The sequence below is a fragment of the Bacillus sp. JJ675 genome (genome assembly GCF_036963165.1).
In the GTDB taxonomy this organism is placed as follows: Bacteria; Bacillota; Bacilli; order Bacillales; family Bacillaceae; genus Bacillus; species Bacillus glycinifermentans.
Genome location: NZ_JBALMR010000068.1, coordinates 1 through 18,137 on the forward strand (window position 1 = coordinate 1; position 18,137 = coordinate 18,137).

Here is an 18,137-nt window from a genome sequence, read left to right on the forward strand (position 1 = left end):
AGGCTGAAGCTGGCTTTGCCCGGAATGATATTGGAGCTTTCTCCGCCGGCCTGAAGCTTTGTCATTTTAACGGTATGCAGCGTCATCGGGTCGATATGGATGTGGGCGAGTTTGTGGACGAGCGTCGCCGCAATCTCGATGCTGTTTTTCCCGAGATGCGGACGGGCGCCGTGGGCTTCTTCGCCGATGACCGTACCCTCAATGTGGCAGCTTGCGCCATGCAAAATCGCAGGAGCGCACCTTCCGTTCAACGTTTCCTGCACAGGGCGGACATGAACGCCGTAAAGGTAATCGACATCGTCGAGAATCCCTTTTTCGATCATTTTCAAAGCCCCTCCGCCTTTTTCTTCAGCAGGCTGAAAGATGAAGCGGATCGTTCCTTTCGGCAGCTCTGTTTGCTCTTTCAGGGTCATTAATGTCCCGAGTGCCATCGTCATATGGGAATCATGCCCGCAGGAATGATTTGCCTGAAACGTTCCGTCGACTTCCTGCCAGAGGGCGTCAATATCGGCCCTGACGGCGACGACTGGAGACCCCTCGCCGATTTCGCCGATGACACCGGTACAGTCCGCAAATGTTTGTGTTCGGCATCGATTTTCTTCCAACTGCTTTTTGAGAAATGCCGTTGTTTCGTATTCTTTCCAGCTGACTTCAGGATGATTGTGAAGGTGTTCAAAAATGCTGATCATCTTTTGTTTGATAGAGTCCGTTAATGCCATCGTCAAACCTCCTGTATTGTTTTATCTAATACTTTTAATTAAAAACATATTGAAACCCCGGAATAAGGTTGTCTATAATATAGCACACGTACAGATTTTTCTGAATAATTGAATATTTGAGAAAAATGTTTTGATATTCATGTAAAGAGGAGATGGAACATATGAACGTGCCAGCTGTCAAAACACCGCCCTCGACTAAGAAGAAACCGTTTCGATTGAAAATGCCTGATGCGTATGTGCTGCTGTTTATGGTGGCTGTCGTCTGCGCTCTTGCGACTTACATCATTCCCGCCGGGGAGTTTGACAGAGTGACAAAAGGCGAAGTCACGACCGCCGTACCCGGGAGCTATCATGCGGTAGATCAGTCCCCGGTAGGGATTGTAAGCTTTTTTACGGCGATTCAGGAAGGAATGGTCGGGTCTTCATCGATTATTTTCTTAATTTTATTCACCGGCGGAGCGCTCGCCATTTTAGAAAAAACGGGGGCCGTCGGCGGCTTAATCCACCATGTCATCAGCCGTTTCCGAACGAAGCAGCTGCTGTTCATCTGCATTGTCGGCGGACTTTTCTCGATTCTCGGAACGACGGGGGTCGTCGTAAATTCCGTCATCGGCTTTATCCCGCTCGGCATTATCGTTGCAAGGTCGTTGAAATGGGACGCGGCGGCCGGGGCTGCCGTCATCTATATCGGCTGCTACGCCGGATTCAATGCGACGATATTATCGCCTTCGCCGCTCGGACTTTCGCAAAAGATCGCCGACCTCCCATTGTTTTCAGGCCTCGGTTTGCGGATTGCGATATACTTGTGTTTTGTCATTTCAAGTCTGATCTACATTTATTTGTACACGAGAAAATTAAAAAAATCGCCTGAAGCGAGCATTCTCGGCAAGGACTGGTTTCCTGGAAGAGGGCTTGGCAGCGAGGCGAACATGGGACAGGCCTCATTTACCCGGCGCCATAAGCTGATCTTAACCGTAGCCGGACTGTCGCTGCTCGGCTTTTTGTACGGAGCTTTGAAGCTTGGCTGGACGGATAATCAAATACGGGCATGTTTATTTTTATCTCCATTGCCGCGGGGATGATCGGGGGCATGAAGGCTAACGACATCGCTAAAACGTTTATCAACGGCTGTCAAAGCCTTGTATACGGAGCATTGATCGTTGGTATGGCAAGGACGATTTCGGTTATCCTTGAACAGGGGAGGCTGCTTGATACCGTTGTCAACGGACTGGCCAGTCTGTTGGACGGCTTCAGCCCTGTGGCCGGTGCGGTCGGCATGTATATTGCCAGCGGTCTTCTGCATTTTCTCATTTCCTCGGGATCAGGCGAGGCGGTTGTCTTTATTCCGATTCTTGCCCCGCTTGCCGACCTGATGAACATTACGAGACAGGTTGCCGTCGAAGCCGTGATGCTCGGCGAGGGCGTCGTCAACTGCATCAATCCGACATCGGGCGTGCTGATGGCCGTATTGGCCGCAAGCGGCATCCCCTATGTGAAATGGCTCAGGTTCATGGTTCCTCTCGCTTTGATCTGGTTCGTAATCGGACTGGTGTTCATCTGCATCGGAGTGTTGACGGGCTGGGGCCCGTATTAAGCAAAAAAGCCGTTATGCCAGGAACTCGCATAACGGCTTTTCTATTAAATTCGAATCGATTTACCGGCGGCTTTCCATTGTTTTTTCCACCCTGTTTGAGCAAACAAAAGCAGTCCCAATGCAATAAAAGCAATCGCGGAAAATGTGAGGAACCCGCTCGAATAAGTGCCTGTGACTTGTTTTAGCGTTCCGAGGATATTTGGGAGAAAGAACCCTCCGATTCCCCCGGCGGCCCCGACGATTCCCGTCACCATCCCGATTTCTTTTTGGAAGCGCTGGGGCACAAGCTGAAAAATGGCGCCGTTCCCCATGCCAAGACAGCCCATGCCGATAAACAATGCGGTTGTGACGACCGTAAGCGACGGCAGCGTACTGACCGTGAACATACAAAGAGCCACTCCGATGAACAAAACTTGCAGCAGGCGCACGCCGCCTATTTTATCGGCGATCAATCCGCCGACAGGGCGAAGGCAGCTGCCCGATGCTACGACAAGGGTGACGAACTCCCCGGCCCTCACCGGTGGCACGGAATACTGTGACGCGAAAAAATAGCTCAAAAAGTTAGAAAGGCCGACAAAGCCCCCGAATGTGACACTGTATAAAAGGCAGAAATACCAGGTGTCCCTTTCTTTAAAGACGGTGAAGTAGTCTTTTACAGGCTTAGGGGCAGGCTGGTTCGGCGGCTCCTTGGCCATCAGTAAGTAGCTGATGAGAACGAGCGTTAAAGGAATGAGCGCCAGTCCCATCAAACCGTTCCAGCCGGCATGTTCAGCGATGCGCGGACCGAACAGGGTGGCAAGCAGCGTGCCGCTGTTACCCGCCCCGGCGATCCCCATGGCAAGACCTTGCAGATGCGGAGGGTACCAGCGGCTCGCCATCGGCAGGGAAGCTGAAAAGCTGGCCCCCGCTACCCCCAGCAAAATGCCGATCATATACAATTCAACAACGGTAGAACCGAACAGCCATCCCCACAAGAGAGGAATCATCGTCACGAGCATTCCGCAGACAGCTGTTTTTTTCGGGCCGAAGCGGTCTGTTAAGATGCCTAATACGATTCGGAAAACCGAGCCGGCCAGAGTCGGGATGGCGACGATCAATCCTACCTGGGACGGCGAAAGGTCAAAATCAGCCGTAATATAAACGCCGAGCGCGCCGAGCAAGACCCAAATCATAAAGCTGACATCGAAATACAAAAAAGATGATAGCAGAGAAGGAGCGTGTCCGCTCTTTCTCAAATCCGCCAATTTCACTTGCAACACTCCCCATCAATAAATTCTTAAAATTTATGATGACAAAATGAACGGGGGTTGGCAGTATTTTTGTCAGCTTTACTCACAGATAAAAGTTTGAATTTTTTAAAATTTAAAATGATGGGGAGCAAGGTCGTCCCCATCATTTTCTTAGTCATACATCGTGATATTCCGCTTGTCACGGAATTACTCCAGCCATCAGTGTGCATATTTCGGTCTGGGCCGCTTGGAGCTAAACTTACGCAATCGTGCCCGCCGGCAGATGATGCGCCCTGATGGATAGGATATTGCCCTGATCCTTATTGACAGTCCCGACTAAAAGGCTGATCACTGTGTTTTATTAACTCGCTTTTTTCTGTATTTGCTGCTGCTGCTTCTTTGGCAAGAAGAATACGACGATCAGTCCGGCCGCTGCGACGAAGAACAGGACGAGGTAAATGCTGTGCAAGCCGGATACCAGGCCTTCCCGCATCATTAACAGCATGGATTCGGGAATGTGCCGGGCCGTCTCGGGATTCAGCAGTTTGTTCATGTCGAGGTTGTTTGCTCCTGCCGCGTGCGAGGTCATGTAGCCCGCAATAGAGTTATTGAATAGCGTTCCCAGAATCGCGACACCGACCGTTTGGCCGAGCGTCCGCACAAACGTGTTCGAAGCGGTGGCAGCTCCGCGCATGTTCCAGCCGACAGCCGACTGTACGGATACCGTAAAGGAAGTCATCGAGAAGCCAAAGCCCAATCCAACCGCCAGCATCGCTGCGACAAAGAACCAATGCGGTGTGTGAATCGTTGCCAGCGCCAGACCGGTCGAACCGATGATCAGAAATGCCAAGCCCATCGTAGAAGTATTACGCGAACCGAGCTTCAGCATCAGCCGTCCGGCAATGGTCGCCCCGATCGGCCAGCCGATCGACATCGGCGTCAGCGTCAGCCCGGAGTTTGTCGCGCCAACTCCGAAAATTCCCTGCATCCACATCGGCAAATAAGTCGTGATGCCGATCAAAATCACAGAGATTAAAAAGCTCGCCAGGTTGGAAACGGAAATCTCGCGGATGCGAAACAGCTTCAGCGGCAGCATCGGTTCCGGAGACTTTGCTTCGATCCAAATGAAGGCGATGAGCGCGATCGCCGCGATGACAAACAGGCCGATGATCTTCCACGAATTCCACGGATAGATTGATCCGGCGCTGATAAAAGCGTATAGAAGGGAAGCCATGCCGATCGTAAACGTAATAGCCCCTAAGTAATCGATGTGTTTCTTTTTCTTTTCAAATTTCTCTTGTAAGAAGATCCAGATCATAATGATTGAAGCGATGCCAAACGGCAGGTTAAAGTAAAAAATCCAGCGCCAGGAAATGTTGTCGACCAGCGAGCCGCCCGCCAGCGGCCCGAGAATGCCTGATATGCCCCAGATGGCGCTGAACAACCCTTGAATTTTGGCGCGTTCTTCAAACGAATAGATGTCACCGATAATGGTAAAGGTCGTCGGCAAAACCGCTCCTGCCCCGATGCCCTGCAAAGCACGGAAACAAATCAATTCGGTCATCGTATGAGCCGCGCCTGACATCATCGAGCCGATCAAAAAGATAATCGTCCCAATGGTAAATATGATCTTGCGCCCGTACAAATCTGCGAGCTTGCCATATATCGGCGTCGTGATCGCAGATGTCAGCAAGTAGGCGGCAAACACCCAACTGATCAACTTAATCCCGCCCAAGTCGCTCACGATGGTCGGCATCGCCGTACTGACGATCGTGCCCTCGATTGCCGCCAAAAAAGTGGCGACCATCAATGCAATCGTCACATTGCGTCTTTTTGTTTTTTGATTCATATTTTACCCTCCGCGTGTTTCTATCGCATTCCAACCGATTTTGCCGTTGAAACGAATGTATTTGGTAATAGAATGCCGAAAGCTGAGCCCTTCAGCAAAAATGTGCAACGAAAATAATATATCACAGGCATGTCTAACCATGTGGTTTTTTGAATGAAAACTTTCCGGCCTTCATATTGCCCAACTGCCTGGGCTCGTACAAACAGCCTCTTTATTCACCGTGTGGATACTAATGGATGATCAGTAAAATTTTTGGGCAAAATAATGAACACAAAAGGTAACTTTTCCAGAAAATGTTTAAGTTTAAGGAGAAAATGAGCAGAGACACAAAAAAGACAAAAATAAAAATGCATAAGTCTTGAAAAAGTATGTGAAGTATTGCACAATATAAATGTGAAATACTTCACAAACAACTTAGAATTAAAACTAACGGCAAAGGATGATGAATAATGGCTAACCAAAAAGTCAATCGTACAGTTTTAATCGGTGCTGGTTTTGTAGGCAGCAGCTATGCATTTACGTTAATTAACCAAGGAATCACAGATGAACTCGTGATTATTGATTTAAATAAAGACAAAGCAATGGGCGATGTTATGGACTTAAACCATGGAAAAGCATTTGCGCCCCATCCTGTAAGAACGTGGTACGGCACATATGAAGATTGCAAAGACGCTGATGTTGTCTGCGTTTGTGCGGGAGCGAACCAAAAGCCCGGCGAAACACGGCTTGATTTGGTCGAGAAAAACCTTAAGATTTTTAAAGGAATCATCGGAGAAGTCATGGCAAGCGGATTTGACGGAATTTTCCTCGTTGCTACAAACCCGGTCGACATCCTGACCTATGCTACGTGGAAGTTCAGCGGCCTTCCGAAAGAACGGGTGATCGGAAGCGGTACGACTCTTGACACTGCCCGGTTCCGATACATGCTGAGCGAGTACTTCGGCGCCGCTGCCCACAACGTTCACGGCTATATCATCGGCGAACACGGTGATACGGAGCTTCCTGTCTGGAGCCATGCGAATATTGCCGGGGTTCCTGTGAGCGAGCTTTTGAAAAAGAATGAGAACTACAAAGCGGAAGAGCTAGATGAACTGGTTGAAGATGTGAAAAATGCGGCTTACCAGATCATTGAGAAAAAAGGTGCGACATACTACGGCGTAGCCATGAGCCTGGCGCGCATCACAAAAGCGATTTTCCGCAACGAAGACGCGATTTTAACCGTCAGCACGTATCTTGACGGCGAATTCGGAGAAGATGATGTATATATCGGCGTTCCGGCGGTCGTCGGCCGCAGCGGGGTCAAAAAAGTGATTGAGCTGGAGCTGAACGAAAAAGAAAAAGAGCAATTCAAGCATAGTGCAGGCGTGCTGAAAGGTATTTTAAAACCTCATTTTGCTTAACTAAAAAAGACATAGAAGAGGGCTGATGACGATGTGGCAGCAGGTTTACGATCCGTTTGGGAATGAATATATCAGCGCTTTAGTTGCAACCCTGCCGATTTTATTCTTTCTTTTGGCGCTGACCGTGTTTAAAATGAAAGGAATTCTCGCAGCATTTTTAACCCTTGCGGTCAGCTTTATTGTAGCGGTGTTCTGTTTTCACATGCCGGTAGCCAAAGCGATTTCCGCCGTTTTTCTCGGAATCGCAAGCGGGCTGTGGCCAATCGGATATATCGTGCTGATGGCTGTTTGGCTTTATAAGATTTCTGTCAAAACGGGAAAATTTAAGGTCATCAGGGCGAGCATTGCCGGCATTTCATCCGATCAGCGGCTTCAACTGCTTCTGATCGGGTTCAGCTTTAATGCTTTTTTGGAAGGAGCCGCAGGCTTCGGAGTGCCGATCGCAATCAGTGCGGTCCTGCTTGTGGAACTCGGTTTTAAACCGTTGAAAGCGGCCTCTCTCTGTTTAATCGCAAACGCGGCATCAGGCGCGTTCGGAGCGATCGGTATACCGGTCATTACGGGAGCGCAGATGGGGGATTTGACCCCTCTCGAACTTTCCGGCACACTCGCCTGGATGCTTCCGGGGATCACATTTTTCGTCCCGTTCCTGCTCGTTTTCATTTTGGACGGGTTCAGGGGCATTAAAGAAACGCTGCCCGCCCTTCTCGTTGTAAGCGGAAGCTATACGGCGGTACAGACGTTTACAATGATTGTGCTCGGTCCTGAGCTGGCCAATATTTTGGCGGCATTAATCAGCATGGGAGCTCTCGCGCTGTTCCTCAGAAAATGGCAGCCGCGCCGGATCTACAGGGAAGACGGGAACGAACAGGAGCCCGCTGTCAAATACAGCTGGGGAGAGGTGGCAAAAGCCTGGTCTCCGTTTTACATCCTGACGGGCGTCATTGCCCTGTGGAGCCTTCCAGCTTTTAAAGCGCTGTTTCAAGACGGCGGCTTGCTCAAGCAGACAACGATTTTATTAAAGATGCCTTTTCTGCATCAGGAAATTCTGAAAACCCCGCCGATTGCAGCGCAGGCGGCACCGCTTGATGCCGTGCTGAAGCTTGACTTGATTTCAGCGACGGGGACCGCCATTTTGATTGCGGTGATCATCACGATTTTGTTCAGCCGAAACATCAATTTCCGGGGCGGGCTGTCCTGTCTGAAGGAAACAGGCCGGGAATTGTGGCTGCCGATTATGACGATCTGTTTTGTCATGGGGTTTGCCAACCTGGCTAACTACGCCGGGCTAAGCTCTTCGATCGGATTGGCTCTTGCAAAAGCGGGGGACGTTTTCCCGTTCGTCAGTCCCGTACTGGGCTGGATCGGCGTTTTCATCACCGGATCGGTTGTCAGCAATAACGCTCTGTTCGGCCATTTGCAGGCTGTCACAGGAGCGCAGATCGGTACGAGTTCGGCCCTTCTCCTTGCCGCAAATACGGCCGGCGGGGTGATGGCGAAGCTCATTTCTCCGCAGTCGATTGCGATTGCTACTGCGGCGGTTAAAGAAACAGGCCGGGAATCAAAACTGTTCAGCCAAACGGTAAAATACAGTCTCATACTGCTTCTCATCATCTGTATTTGGACGTTTGTGCTGTCAAAGCTCGGATTATAGGGAAAAAGCCTTTTCCTAAAAACTTGGGAAAAGGCTTTTTGATGTGTTCTAACCGTCCCTCTTTTTGAATACATTGTACAAGTTATCGCGAAGGGGGGAGCGCGGTATGTTGAACATTTTTCTCAGCTATGTGTTTTTAGGGCTGTCTCTGGCCGCACCGGTCGGCCCGGTCAATGCGGCGCAGATCGACAGGGGCATGAAAGGCGGTTTTTTCCACGCCTGGCTTTTCGGTTTAGGAGCCGTGACGGCCGACGTTTTGTACATGGCGCTGATTTACTTTGGCGTTGCTCAGTTTTTAACGGCGCCATTTTTAAAAACGTTTTTATGGCTGTTCGGTTTTTTTGTTTTAACCTATACGGGAATTGAGAGCCTGGCCAAAGCAAAGGAAGTCTCGCTCATGAGAGGCAGGAGGGAGACAGAATCCTACCGTAAATCGTTCTTATCCGGGCTGGTTATTTCGCTTTCAAATCCTCTCAGCATTATGTTTTGGCTCGGCATTTACGGCAGCATCCTGGCGAAGACGATTGAAACATATGCTTCATATCAGCTCCTGTTGTGCAGCTCGGGCATTTTGATCGGTCTTTTTTTATGGGACCTGGCCATGTCTTTTGTGGCGGGGACATTCAGAACGTATTTAAGCCCGAGAATGATGCTGGTGACATCGTGGATCGCGGGCATTACGTTAATCGTCTTCGGCTTATATTTCGGCTACCAGGGAATTCATGCACTGATTCGCCCGGCCCGCTGACCGTCAGCGCGTGCGGGCCCTTTTTCTTTTCAACAGCATCGTCACGATTGCGATGATGGCGAGAAACAGCAGGCTGACGAAAAAGCCCGGTCTGCTGTTTTTCTCAAATAGCGTACCTGATACGGCGAATAAAATCAGGATAAGCGCCCCTATAATCTGAATGTTTCCTTTCAGCTTCGGTTTTGTCAGCTTTTTGCTTGAGCACAGAATAAATATCCAATTGTAAAGCAGCATTAAGCTGGCCGCTGTTGTCATATGCTCGTACAGCTGCTTTGGAAGCAAGAGGGACAGAACGATCGAAGCTGCCAGGACGAGGACGGTCAGCCCGAGCGCCGGCCACGACACTTTCGCTTTTTCTTTTTTTGAAAAGCAGGCCGGCGCATCGCCGTTTTTCGCCATCGTTCCCATCAGCGTCGTCACCGCGAATAGGGAAGCTGTCAAAGTTGAGAATCCCGCGATGATGAAAATTCCGTTGAAAATATCCATGATCACATCCAGATGGAACGGTTTAAGCGACGTAATAAACGGGCTGTTCTCTTCAGTAAACGCGCCGATCGGAATCAGGAGCATGGCAAGCCCGATAGAGACGACATAAATCAAAGCAAGCGTGGCCAGCATCAGACTGCCCGATTTGCCCGATTCTTTCGGATCCTTTAAATGGATCGCCATCAGCCCCATCACCTCGATGCCGCCATAGGCGTAAAACGTATAAATCAAACCTGTCCAAAGCCCCATGAAGCCAAACGGAAACACTTCATGAAAACGGTCGGGAAGCTGCGCATCAGGCGTTTCACCGGGAAGCATTCCGCATAAGGCAAGGACTGCAATGATGATAAACATGACAATCGCCGCCGTTTTCAGGACGGCCAGCATGTGTTCCGTTTTTTCAAAGCTGCTCCGCCCCGTGAAAATGATGATCAGTCCGAGAATCGCGTAGATGAAGGCAAACACCCACAGCGGAATTTGTTCAAACCAATGGCGCGTAAAAAGCGAGATCGCGGTTAATTGGCTCCCGATAATCAGCATTTCGGATGACCAGTACACCCAGCCGTTGCTAAAGCCGGCCCAGTCGCCAAACGCCTCCCTTGCATAAGAGCAAAAAGATCCTTCCACAGGATGGTCGGCCGTAAGCTTGGCGAGCTGCTGAAAAACGAGAAACGTTCCGAGTGCAGCGAGAAGAAAAGCGGCTAATACGGAAAAGCCGCTTTTCTTAATGGCGATGCTTGATCCTAGAAAAAATCCCGTTCCAATCGTGCAGCCGACACCGATCATTGACAGCTGCCACCATTTTAAATTTCCTTGTTTTTTCATCGCTTCAACCCCTCTTAATCTAATCGTTATTGTGTCTTCAAGCGCTTTTTTTATTCTTTTGAAAGAAGCGTGTATGCTCCTTCATATTCACTTCAAAACTATAATTGTGCTATAGTTAAATAAGATTTGAATCAAACGGCTCATTCAGTCAAAAGACCATAATAATCAGGAGGAATGACCGATGACTTTGCAGGAAAAAATCATGAAAGAACTGAACGTAAAACCTTCCATTGATCCGAAACAGGAAATTGAAAAAAGGGTCGGATTTTTAAAAAGCTATATGAAAAAAACAGGAGCAAAAGGTTTTGTTCTAGGAATCAGCGGAGGACAGGATTCCTCGCTTGCCGGGAGACTCGCCCAGCTTGCAGTGGAAGAATTGAGGGCTGAAGGCACGGAAGCGGAATTCATCGCGCTTCGGCTTCCGCACGGCGTCCAGCAGGATGAAGATGACGCCCAGCTTGCCCTTCGATTTATCAAGCCTGACAAATCGCTTGCTTTTGACATTGCACCGACGGTGAGCTCGTTTGTCTCTCAGTTCCGCGATGTGACGGGCGAGACGCTTGCAGATTTTCATAAGGGCAATGTAAAGGCAAGGGTGCGGATGATTGCCCAGTATGCAATCGGCGGCCAAAACGGATTATTGGTGATCGGAACGGACCATGCGGCAGAAGCAGTCACCGGCTTTTTCACCAAATATGGGGACGGCGGTGCCGATCTTTTGCCTCTGACAGGGCTGACAAAACGCCAAGGCCGGAGACTTCTCGAGGAGCTCGGGGCACCGGAGCGGCTCTATACGAAATCGCCGACGGCGGATTTGCTTGATGAAAAACCTCAGCAGGCTGACGAAACAGAGCTCGGGCTCACATATGAAGATATCGACGACTACCTTGAAGGGAAAACCGTATCAAGCGATGTGGCCGAAGCGATTGAAAAACGCTACAAATCGTCAGAGCACAAACGCCAGGTGCCTGCTTCAATGTTTGACGACTGGTGGAAATAAAGAAGGAAAGAGGCTGCAAAGAACTCAGCCTCTTTTGTATATTCAGTTTCTGTCCCGGGCTTCTTCTATTTCATTAAAATCAGATTTGTCATATACTGAATATAATTGTTGATTCCTTTAGACGAGGAGGAGTAAAGCCTGGAGATGAATGTCAAAAGATCCACCCCTGTGGGAGAAAAAAACATCGTGCTGATCGGATTTATGGGCGTCGGCAAAACGACGATCGGCAAGCTGGCAGCCAAAAAACTGTGCCGCGATTTTATTGATATTGACCAAGAAATTGAAAAAGACCTTCAGATGAGCATTCCCGAAATGTTTAAACAAAAAGGGGAGGCATTTTTTCGGAAGACGGAAAAAGAATATATTGTTCAAATGTGTGAACATAAAAAGAGCAAAATCGTTTCTCTTGGCGGCGGTTCTTTTCTGCAGGAGGACATTAGAAAGAAATGCCTTGAACACTGCTTCGTCATTTTCCTTGATTTAACGTGGGAGAATTGGAAGCAGCGGATAGATTTGCTGCTTGAAAACAGGCCGATTCTTCACAATCGCTCAATCGAACAAGTAAAACAGCTGTTCAATGAAAGAAAGAGCATTTATGCCTTCCACCACCTAAGAATTGAAACAGACAATCTTTCCGCCGAAGAAGTCGCCGACTGTATTGCAGACAAGCTGAAGCCGGACAGTGAGCTTTGTCAGCCTTAAACAAACGTTTAATTAAGCTTGGGTTTTCTGCCAAAAATGTTTGAAAACAGTCGTATATTGAAGTGTTGCAAAAAGGGCACATATCATCGGCGCAAGATGTATCACGCATTAAATTGTTGAAAAAGGATAGATGAACAGGCGGGAAGATCTGTTTTCATCTATCCTTTTTAACAACATTTGGAGTCGTGTAACGCAGCGCATGCATTAACTGCCCTTTTAGTTCAGTGATTTTTATGTGTCTCAATTTCTTCAATTGAATGTTGGGGCAATTCATGTCAGACATTAATTCATCTTTTTGTTACTTCAAAAAGGCAAACTACACCCTCCACGTTTTTCTTTGAACCGTTTTCGCTAATGTAGCAGTGACGATTGCGGTTGTATGATAATCAGAAAAAGTAGGTAATGATGATATTTTTACCTTCTCTTTGTTGTCAGCTATTCCTTTTACCTCAACAGCAAGAAAAGCATGTTCATTTTTGCCGGGATTATGTTTTACTCCCTTAGACCAATCGTCCTGCCGGAACTGCGTATGGCTGTGCGTATTAAAGGCGCTGTTTGAAATGACGGAGGAATCACTTTAATGGCCGGAAACTCCGCTCATGTAATCGCGGGTAAAAGTTCTAAATAGAAATCAATTGTCAAAGAAGTCGTTTATTCATCTCTTTGAACTTATAATAAATGTAACAAGAAAACATAGACGGGCGGTGCACCTATCTTGAAACAGCGAATTCAAGAAGAACTGAAAAACATTGAAGCTACATACGGCGTCAAAATCCTTTATGCAGTAGAATCCGGAAGCAGGGCCTGGGGGTTTCCGTCGCAAGACAGCGATTATGACGTCAGATTTATTTATATTCATCAAAAGGACTGGTATCTTTCCATAGACGAAAAGCGCGATGTCATCGAGCTGCCGATTAATGATTTGCTCGATATCAGCGGCTGGGAACTGACAAAAGCCTTAAGGCTCTTCCGGAAATCAAACCCCCCGCTGCTTGAATGGCTGTCTTCAGGAATGATCTATTATGAAGCTTATTCTTTAGCGGAAAAAATGAGGAAGCTTAAGTTGAGGGCTTTTTCGCCGGCATCCTGCATGTATCATTATTTAAATATGGCTTCAGGAAACTTCCGCCACTATCTGGAGAGGGAACAGGTTAAGGTCAAAAAGTATTTTTACGTTCTTCGCCCCATTCTGGCATGCCGGTGGATTGAGAATCATCAAACGGTTCCGCCGATTGAGTTTCCGGTGCTGCTTGAGGAGCTCGTTGAAGATGGACCGCTTAAAACGGAAATCGGCCGTCTGCTTGACCGAAAAAAGAAAGGGGAGGAATTCCTTCTTGAGCCTAAAAATCCCATCATTCACGATTTCATTGAGAAAGAACTTGAGAGGCTGAAGCCGGCGGCGAAGTCGTTTAAAATCAGCCGTGAAGACTTGACACCAGAGCTTGACAAGCTGTTCAGAGAAACGCTTGACGAGGTGTGGGCATAATATATATTCCCTTTAAGAAATGTCTTAAAGGGTTTTTTCTTTGTTTCTCGCGGGAAATGGTTCAGTAAAAGAGAAAGCGTTTTCAATATTTTTCTAATTCTATTGTCGTATAGCTTTATAATTTGTAGGTTAAAAGTTTCTCTTATGATGCAGGCAGATGTCAAACATTGTGGAAAAAACACAAAAATCGTCAGCTTTTTTGTTTTTTCGAAATATTGTGAATCAGCCATCAGCTCTTATAAAATTAAGAATATAAAGACATATTTCATGAGATGGCGGGGTGTGATAATGGAAGTGATCACAAGAGACTTTTTTTTATTCTTATCGAAAAGCAGCATCCTGAATCGTCTGGCGAGAAATTGGGGAAGTTCCATCGCAACCGGAAAAATTATCGGAGGAAAGGATTTCGAATCTTCGATACCGATTATCAGAGGGCTGAATGAGCAGGGGCTGACGGTTACCGTCGATCATTTAGGCGAGTTTGTGGACAGCAGGGAAGTGGCGAGGGAGCGTACTCAGGAATGCATTCGGGCTATTCAAACGATCGCCCAGGAAAAGCTTGAGTCGCACGTATCCTTAAAGATGACTTCGCTGGGGCTCGATATCGACCTTGATCTTGTCAGGGAAAACATGACCAGCATTCTGGATACCGCGGAACAGCACCAGGTGATGGTGACGATCGATATGGAAGACGAAGTTCGCTGTCAAAAGACGCTCGATCTGTTTAAGGAGTTCAGACAGAGGTACGAATACGTCAGCACCGTGTTACAGGCTTATTTGTACCGGACGGAACGCGACATGGAGGAGCTCAACCAGTACAATCCGTTTTTCCGTCTTGTAAAAGGGGCCTACAAGGAATCGCCTGAGGTGGCATATCCGGATAAGAAGGATGTTGATGAAAATTACAAAAAGCTCATTAAAAAGCAGCTGCTTAGCGGCCATTATACAGCCATCGCAACTCATGACGACAAGATGATCCAATTCACCAAAGACATTGTGAATGAGCACAACATCGGAAAGGACCGCTTCGAGTTTCAAATGCTGTACGGCATGCGCAATAAAACCCAGCTTGAACTGGTGAAAGAAGGCTACAACATGCGCGTGTACCTTCCGTACGGAGATGACTGGTACGGCTACTTCATGAGGCGGCTTGCCGAGCGGCCTGCCAACATCGCTTTCGCATTTAAGGGAATGACCAAGAAATAAAACGATAAAAAGGGGAGAATGAGAATGACAACACCTTACAAACACGAACCATTTACAGATTTCGGGAAAGAAGAAAACCGGGCGGCGTTTCAACAAGCATTGGATAAGGTAAATGAATGGATGGGTCAATCATACCCTCTTATTATCGATGGGGAACGAATCGAGACTGAAGACAAAATCGTTTCGGTCAACCCGGCAAAGAAAGAAGAAGTCGTCGGTAAGGTATCAAAAGCGACTCAGGATCATGCCGAGAAAGCCATTCAAGCGGCGGCAAAAGCGTTTGAAACGTGGAGATACACCGATCCTGCGGAAAGAGCGGCTGTACTATTCCGTGCGGCAGCAAAGGTGCGCCGCAATAAGTATGAATTTTCGGCGCTTTTGGTCAAAGAAGCCGGCAAACCGTGGAATGAGGCTGATGCGGATACGGCTGAAGCCATCGACTTTATGGAATACTACGCGCGGCAAATGCTTGAGCTTGCAAAAGGAAAGCCTGTCAACAGCCGTGAAGGCGAACGAAATCAATACGTGTATACGCCGACCGGCGTAACGGTCGTCATCCCGCCTTGGAACTTCCTGTTTGCGATCATGGCGGGAACAACGGTGGCGCCGATCGTTACGGGAAACACGGTAGTGCTGAAGCCGGCAAGCGCGGCGCCTGTCATTGCCGCGAGGTTCGTCGAAGTGCTTGAAGAAGCGGGTCTTCCGAAAGGGGTCGTGAACTATGTTCCGGGAAGCGGCGCTGAGGTCGGAGACTACCTCGTTGATCATCCGACAACAAGCCTGATCACATTTACCGGCTCAAGGGAAGTCGGAACGCGCATTTATGAACGTGCGGCAAAGGTTCATCCGGGACAGACCCATCTCAAACGGGTGATCGCGGAAATGGGCGGAAAAGACACGGTTGTCGTTGATGAGGACTGTGACATCGAATTGGCGGCGCAATCGATTTTCACATCCGCTTTCGGCTTTGCCGGCCAAAAATGTTCAGCCGGTTCGCGTGCCGTCGTTCACGAAAAAGTGTATGACGAGGTGCTCAAACGCGTCATCGAAATCACGGAGTCGAAAAAAGTGGGCGCTCCGGACAGTGCGGATGTTTACATGGGACCTGTCATCGATCAGGCGTCATATAACAAAATCATGGAATATATCGAGATTGGAAAACAAGAAGGCCGCCTTGTCAGCGGAGGAAACGGCGATGATTCAAAAGGGTATTTCATCGATCCGACTATCTTCGCCGATTTGGACCCGAAAGCCCGCTTGATGCAGGAAGAGATCTTCGGCCCGGTCGTTGCCTTTTCGAAAGTAAGCAGCTTTGACGAGGCACTCGAAGTTGCCAATAATACGGAATACGGACTGACAGGAGCTGTCATTACAAACAATCGCGATCATATCAACAGGGCAAAACAGGAGTTCCATGTAGGGAACCTGTATTTTAACCGAAATTGTACAGGCGCGATCGTCGGCTACCATCCGTTTGGCGGATTTAAAATGTCAGGAACGGATTCAAAGGCAGGCGGACCGGATTATCTGGCGCTTCACATGCAGGCGAAGACGATCAGCGAAATGTTTTAATCGGCAAACAATCGGGGGGAGAGAAGGCAGTCTTTAAAGGCTGCCTTCAAAAAAGAAAAGAGAAGTCGAAAAATTTAGAAAAAACGGCATCCTGGGGGGATTCTTATCCAAAACGTACAATTGATCATTTCAATCGCGATTTATATGATCGGCATGCTTCTGATCGGATATTATGCGTATAAACGGACATCAAATCTGACGGATTACATGCTCGGCGGACGCACGCTTGGCCCGGCGGTCACGGCGCTCAGCGCGGGTGCATCCGATATGAGCGGGTGGCTGATGATGGGCTTGCCGGGTGCGATGTTCGCCACCGGCTTAAGCGGTGCGTGGATCGTCATCGGTCTTGTACTCGGTGCATGGGCAAACTGGCTTTATGTCGCGCCCCGGTTAAGGAGCTATACCGAAGCCGCCGGCAATTCGATTACGATTCCGTCATTTTTGGAAAACCGCTTTGCCGACAACACGAAAATTCTCCGCATCTTTTCCAGCATCGTCATTATTACGTTTTTCACGTTTTATGTATCATCCGGAATGGTGTCCGGCGGTGTTTTATTTAACAGCATTTTGCACCTGGATTACCATACCGGCTTATGGATCGTTTCGGCCGTTGTCATATGCTACACGCTGTTCGGCGGATTTTTGGCCGTAAGCTGGACGGACTTCGTACAAGGAATCATCATGTTTGCCGCATTGATTCTCGTTCCGGTTGTGACGCTCATACAAGCCGGCGGACCTGCCGAAGCCTTTACGGAAATCCGCTCGATTGATCCCGATCTTCTCAACGTATTTAAAGGGACGAGCGTTCTGGGCATTATTTCTATGTTTGCATGGGGGCTCGGCTATTTTGGCCAGCCGCATATCATCGTGCGTTTTATGGCAATTTCCTCAGTAAAGGAAATCAAAAAAGCGCGCCGGATCGGCATGGGCTGGATGATATTTTCAACCGCTGGCGCATTGCTGACGGGGCTGATCGGCCTTGCATATTACTCCAAAAAAGGTCTTCACCTCGACGATCCGGAAACGATATTCATTCAATTAGGCAATATTCTGTTCCATCCGATCATTACCGGCTTTTTAATTTCGGCCATTTTAGCCGCGATTATGAGCACGATTTCCTCCCAGCTTCTTGTTACTTCAAGCTCTTTAACCGAAGATTTGTATAAAACGATTTTCAAACGCTCCGCCTCTGATAAAGAACTGGTCTTCTTCGGCCGTCTGTCCGTTCTGGTCGTTTCGATTATCGCCCTGTGGCTCGGCTGGTCAAAAGACAATTCAATTTTGGGATTAGTCAGCTACGCTTGGGCGGGATTCGGCTCTTCATTCGGCCCGGTCGTTATTTTAAGCTTATATTGGAAGCGGATGACGAAATGGGGTGCGCTTGCCGGTATCATTGCCGGAGCCGTCACAGTCGTGATTTGGGCGGCAGCGGGCCTTTCCGGTTTTCTATACGAAATGATACCGGGGTTCGCAGTAAGCCTGTTATCCGTGTATGTAGTCAGCATCGTGACGTCAAAGCCGAATCAGCACGTTGCCGACCAATTCGAAAATATCAATATGTGATTCTGGATCCTAGCCTCTGTCCTTTGGGCAGGGGCTGCTCGAATGTCAAAAAGTATATCTATACAAGAATGCAAAGGAGAAGTATGATTAAGTTAAAAACGGGT

General features: G+C 48.3%; 13 protein-coding genes and 1 pseudogene. 10 read left to right on the forward strand and 4 right to left on the reverse strand.

Translation table 11 applies throughout. The features are described 5' to 3' along the window. Nucleotides 1-719 (reverse strand): amidohydrolase (locus tag V7126_RS17470; protein ID WP_335497970.1); only part of this gene is annotated, 719 nt, incomplete at its 3' end. Between the two features lie 161 nt (nt 720-880). On the opposite strand from V7126_RS17470, the pseudogene V7126_RS17475 reads away from it, so the two are divergent. Then, a pseudogene (locus V7126_RS17475) lies at nt 881-2,313 on the forward strand (YfcC family protein). A 44-nt stretch (nt 2,314-2,357) separates the two neighbouring features. On the opposite strand, the gene V7126_RS17480 reads toward V7126_RS17475, so the two are convergent. Together V7126_RS17480 and V7126_RS17485 are read right to left on the reverse strand one after the other, a co-directional pair. After that, the gene (locus V7126_RS17480; protein ID WP_046130891.1) at nt 2,358-3,563 is read right to left on the reverse strand and encodes a nitrate/nitrite transporter; all 1,206 of its coding nucleotides are present in this window, start codon (nt 3,561-3,563) and stop codon (nt 2,358-2,360) included. Between the two features lie 340 nt (nt 3,564-3,903). Then, on the reverse strand, nt 3,904-5,391 hold the full coding sequence (locus V7126_RS17485; protein ID WP_335497973.1) for an MDR family MFS transporter: 1,488 nt from the start codon (nt 5,389-5,391) through the stop codon (nt 3,904-3,906). Between the two features lie 449 nt (nt 5,392-5,840). Between V7126_RS17485 and V7126_RS17490 the strand changes: the two genes are divergently transcribed. From V7126_RS17490 to V7126_RS17500, 3 genes are all read left to right on the forward strand, one after another. Next, nucleotides 5,841-6,791: an L-lactate dehydrogenase gene (locus V7126_RS17490; protein ID WP_046130893.1), complete on the forward strand. Its 951-nt coding sequence runs from the start codon at nt 5,841-5,843 to the stop codon at nt 6,789-6,791. Between the two features lie 31 nt (nt 6,792-6,822). Then, nucleotides 6,823-8,445, forward strand: a complete 1,623-nt coding sequence (locus V7126_RS17495) for an L-lactate permease (protein WP_335497988.1) — start codon at nt 6,823-6,825, stop codon at nt 8,443-8,445. Nucleotides 8,446-8,554: 109 nt separating this feature from the next. Continuing rightward, nucleotides 8,555-9,193: a LysE family translocator gene (locus V7126_RS17500; protein WP_046130917.1), complete on the forward strand. Its 639-nt coding sequence runs from the start codon at nt 8,555-8,557 to the stop codon at nt 9,191-9,193. Nucleotides 9,194-9,196: 3 nt separating this feature from the next. Here the strand turns inward: V7126_RS17500 and V7126_RS17505 are convergent, their stop codons facing one another. Then, a complete protein-coding gene (locus V7126_RS17505) occupies nt 9,197-10,504 on the reverse strand; it encodes an amino acid permease (protein WP_046130895.1) in 1,308 nt (435 codons plus the stop codon). A 181-nt stretch (nt 10,505-10,685) separates the two neighbouring features. On the opposite strand from V7126_RS17505, the gene nadE reads away from it, so the two are divergent. The 6 genes from nadE to putP all read left to right on the forward strand — a co-directional run bounded on the left by nadE (nt 10,686) and on the right by putP (nt 18,033). Beyond that, the gene (gene nadE, locus V7126_RS17510) at nt 10,686-11,504 is read left to right on the forward strand and encodes an ammonia-dependent NAD(+) synthetase (RefSeq protein ID WP_046130896.1); all 819 of its coding nucleotides are present in this window, start codon (nt 10,686-10,688) and stop codon (nt 11,502-11,504) included. Between the two features lie 144 nt (nt 11,505-11,648). Next, nucleotides 11,649-12,206: a shikimate kinase gene (locus V7126_RS17515; RefSeq protein WP_046130897.1), complete on the forward strand. Its 558-nt coding sequence runs from the start codon at nt 11,649-11,651 to the stop codon at nt 12,204-12,206. Between the two features lie 715 nt (nt 12,207-12,921). Next, on the forward strand, nt 12,922-13,692 hold the full coding sequence (locus V7126_RS17520; protein WP_046130898.1) for a nucleotidyltransferase domain-containing protein: 771 nt from the start codon (nt 12,922-12,924) through the stop codon (nt 13,690-13,692). A 294-nt stretch (nt 13,693-13,986) separates the two neighbouring features. Further along, entirely contained in the window at nt 13,987-14,898 is a 912-nt protein-coding gene (locus tag V7126_RS17525) for a proline dehydrogenase family protein (RefSeq protein WP_173427495.1), read from the forward strand. Between the two features lie 24 nt (nt 14,899-14,922). Beyond that, nucleotides 14,923-16,470 carry an L-glutamate gamma-semialdehyde dehydrogenase gene (pruA, locus tag V7126_RS17530; RefSeq protein ID WP_046130899.1) on the forward strand — a complete coding sequence of 516 codons (1,548 nt, stop codon included), beginning with the start codon at nt 14,923-14,925 and terminating at the stop codon, nt 16,468-16,470. Between the two features lie 120 nt (nt 16,471-16,590). Next, nucleotides 16,591-18,033 carry a sodium/proline symporter PutP gene (gene putP / locus V7126_RS17535; RefSeq protein WP_082094100.1) on the forward strand — a complete coding sequence of 481 codons (1,443 nt, stop codon included), beginning with the start codon at nt 16,591-16,593 and terminating at the stop codon, nt 18,031-18,033. Nucleotides 18,034-18,137: the final 104 nt, after the last annotated feature.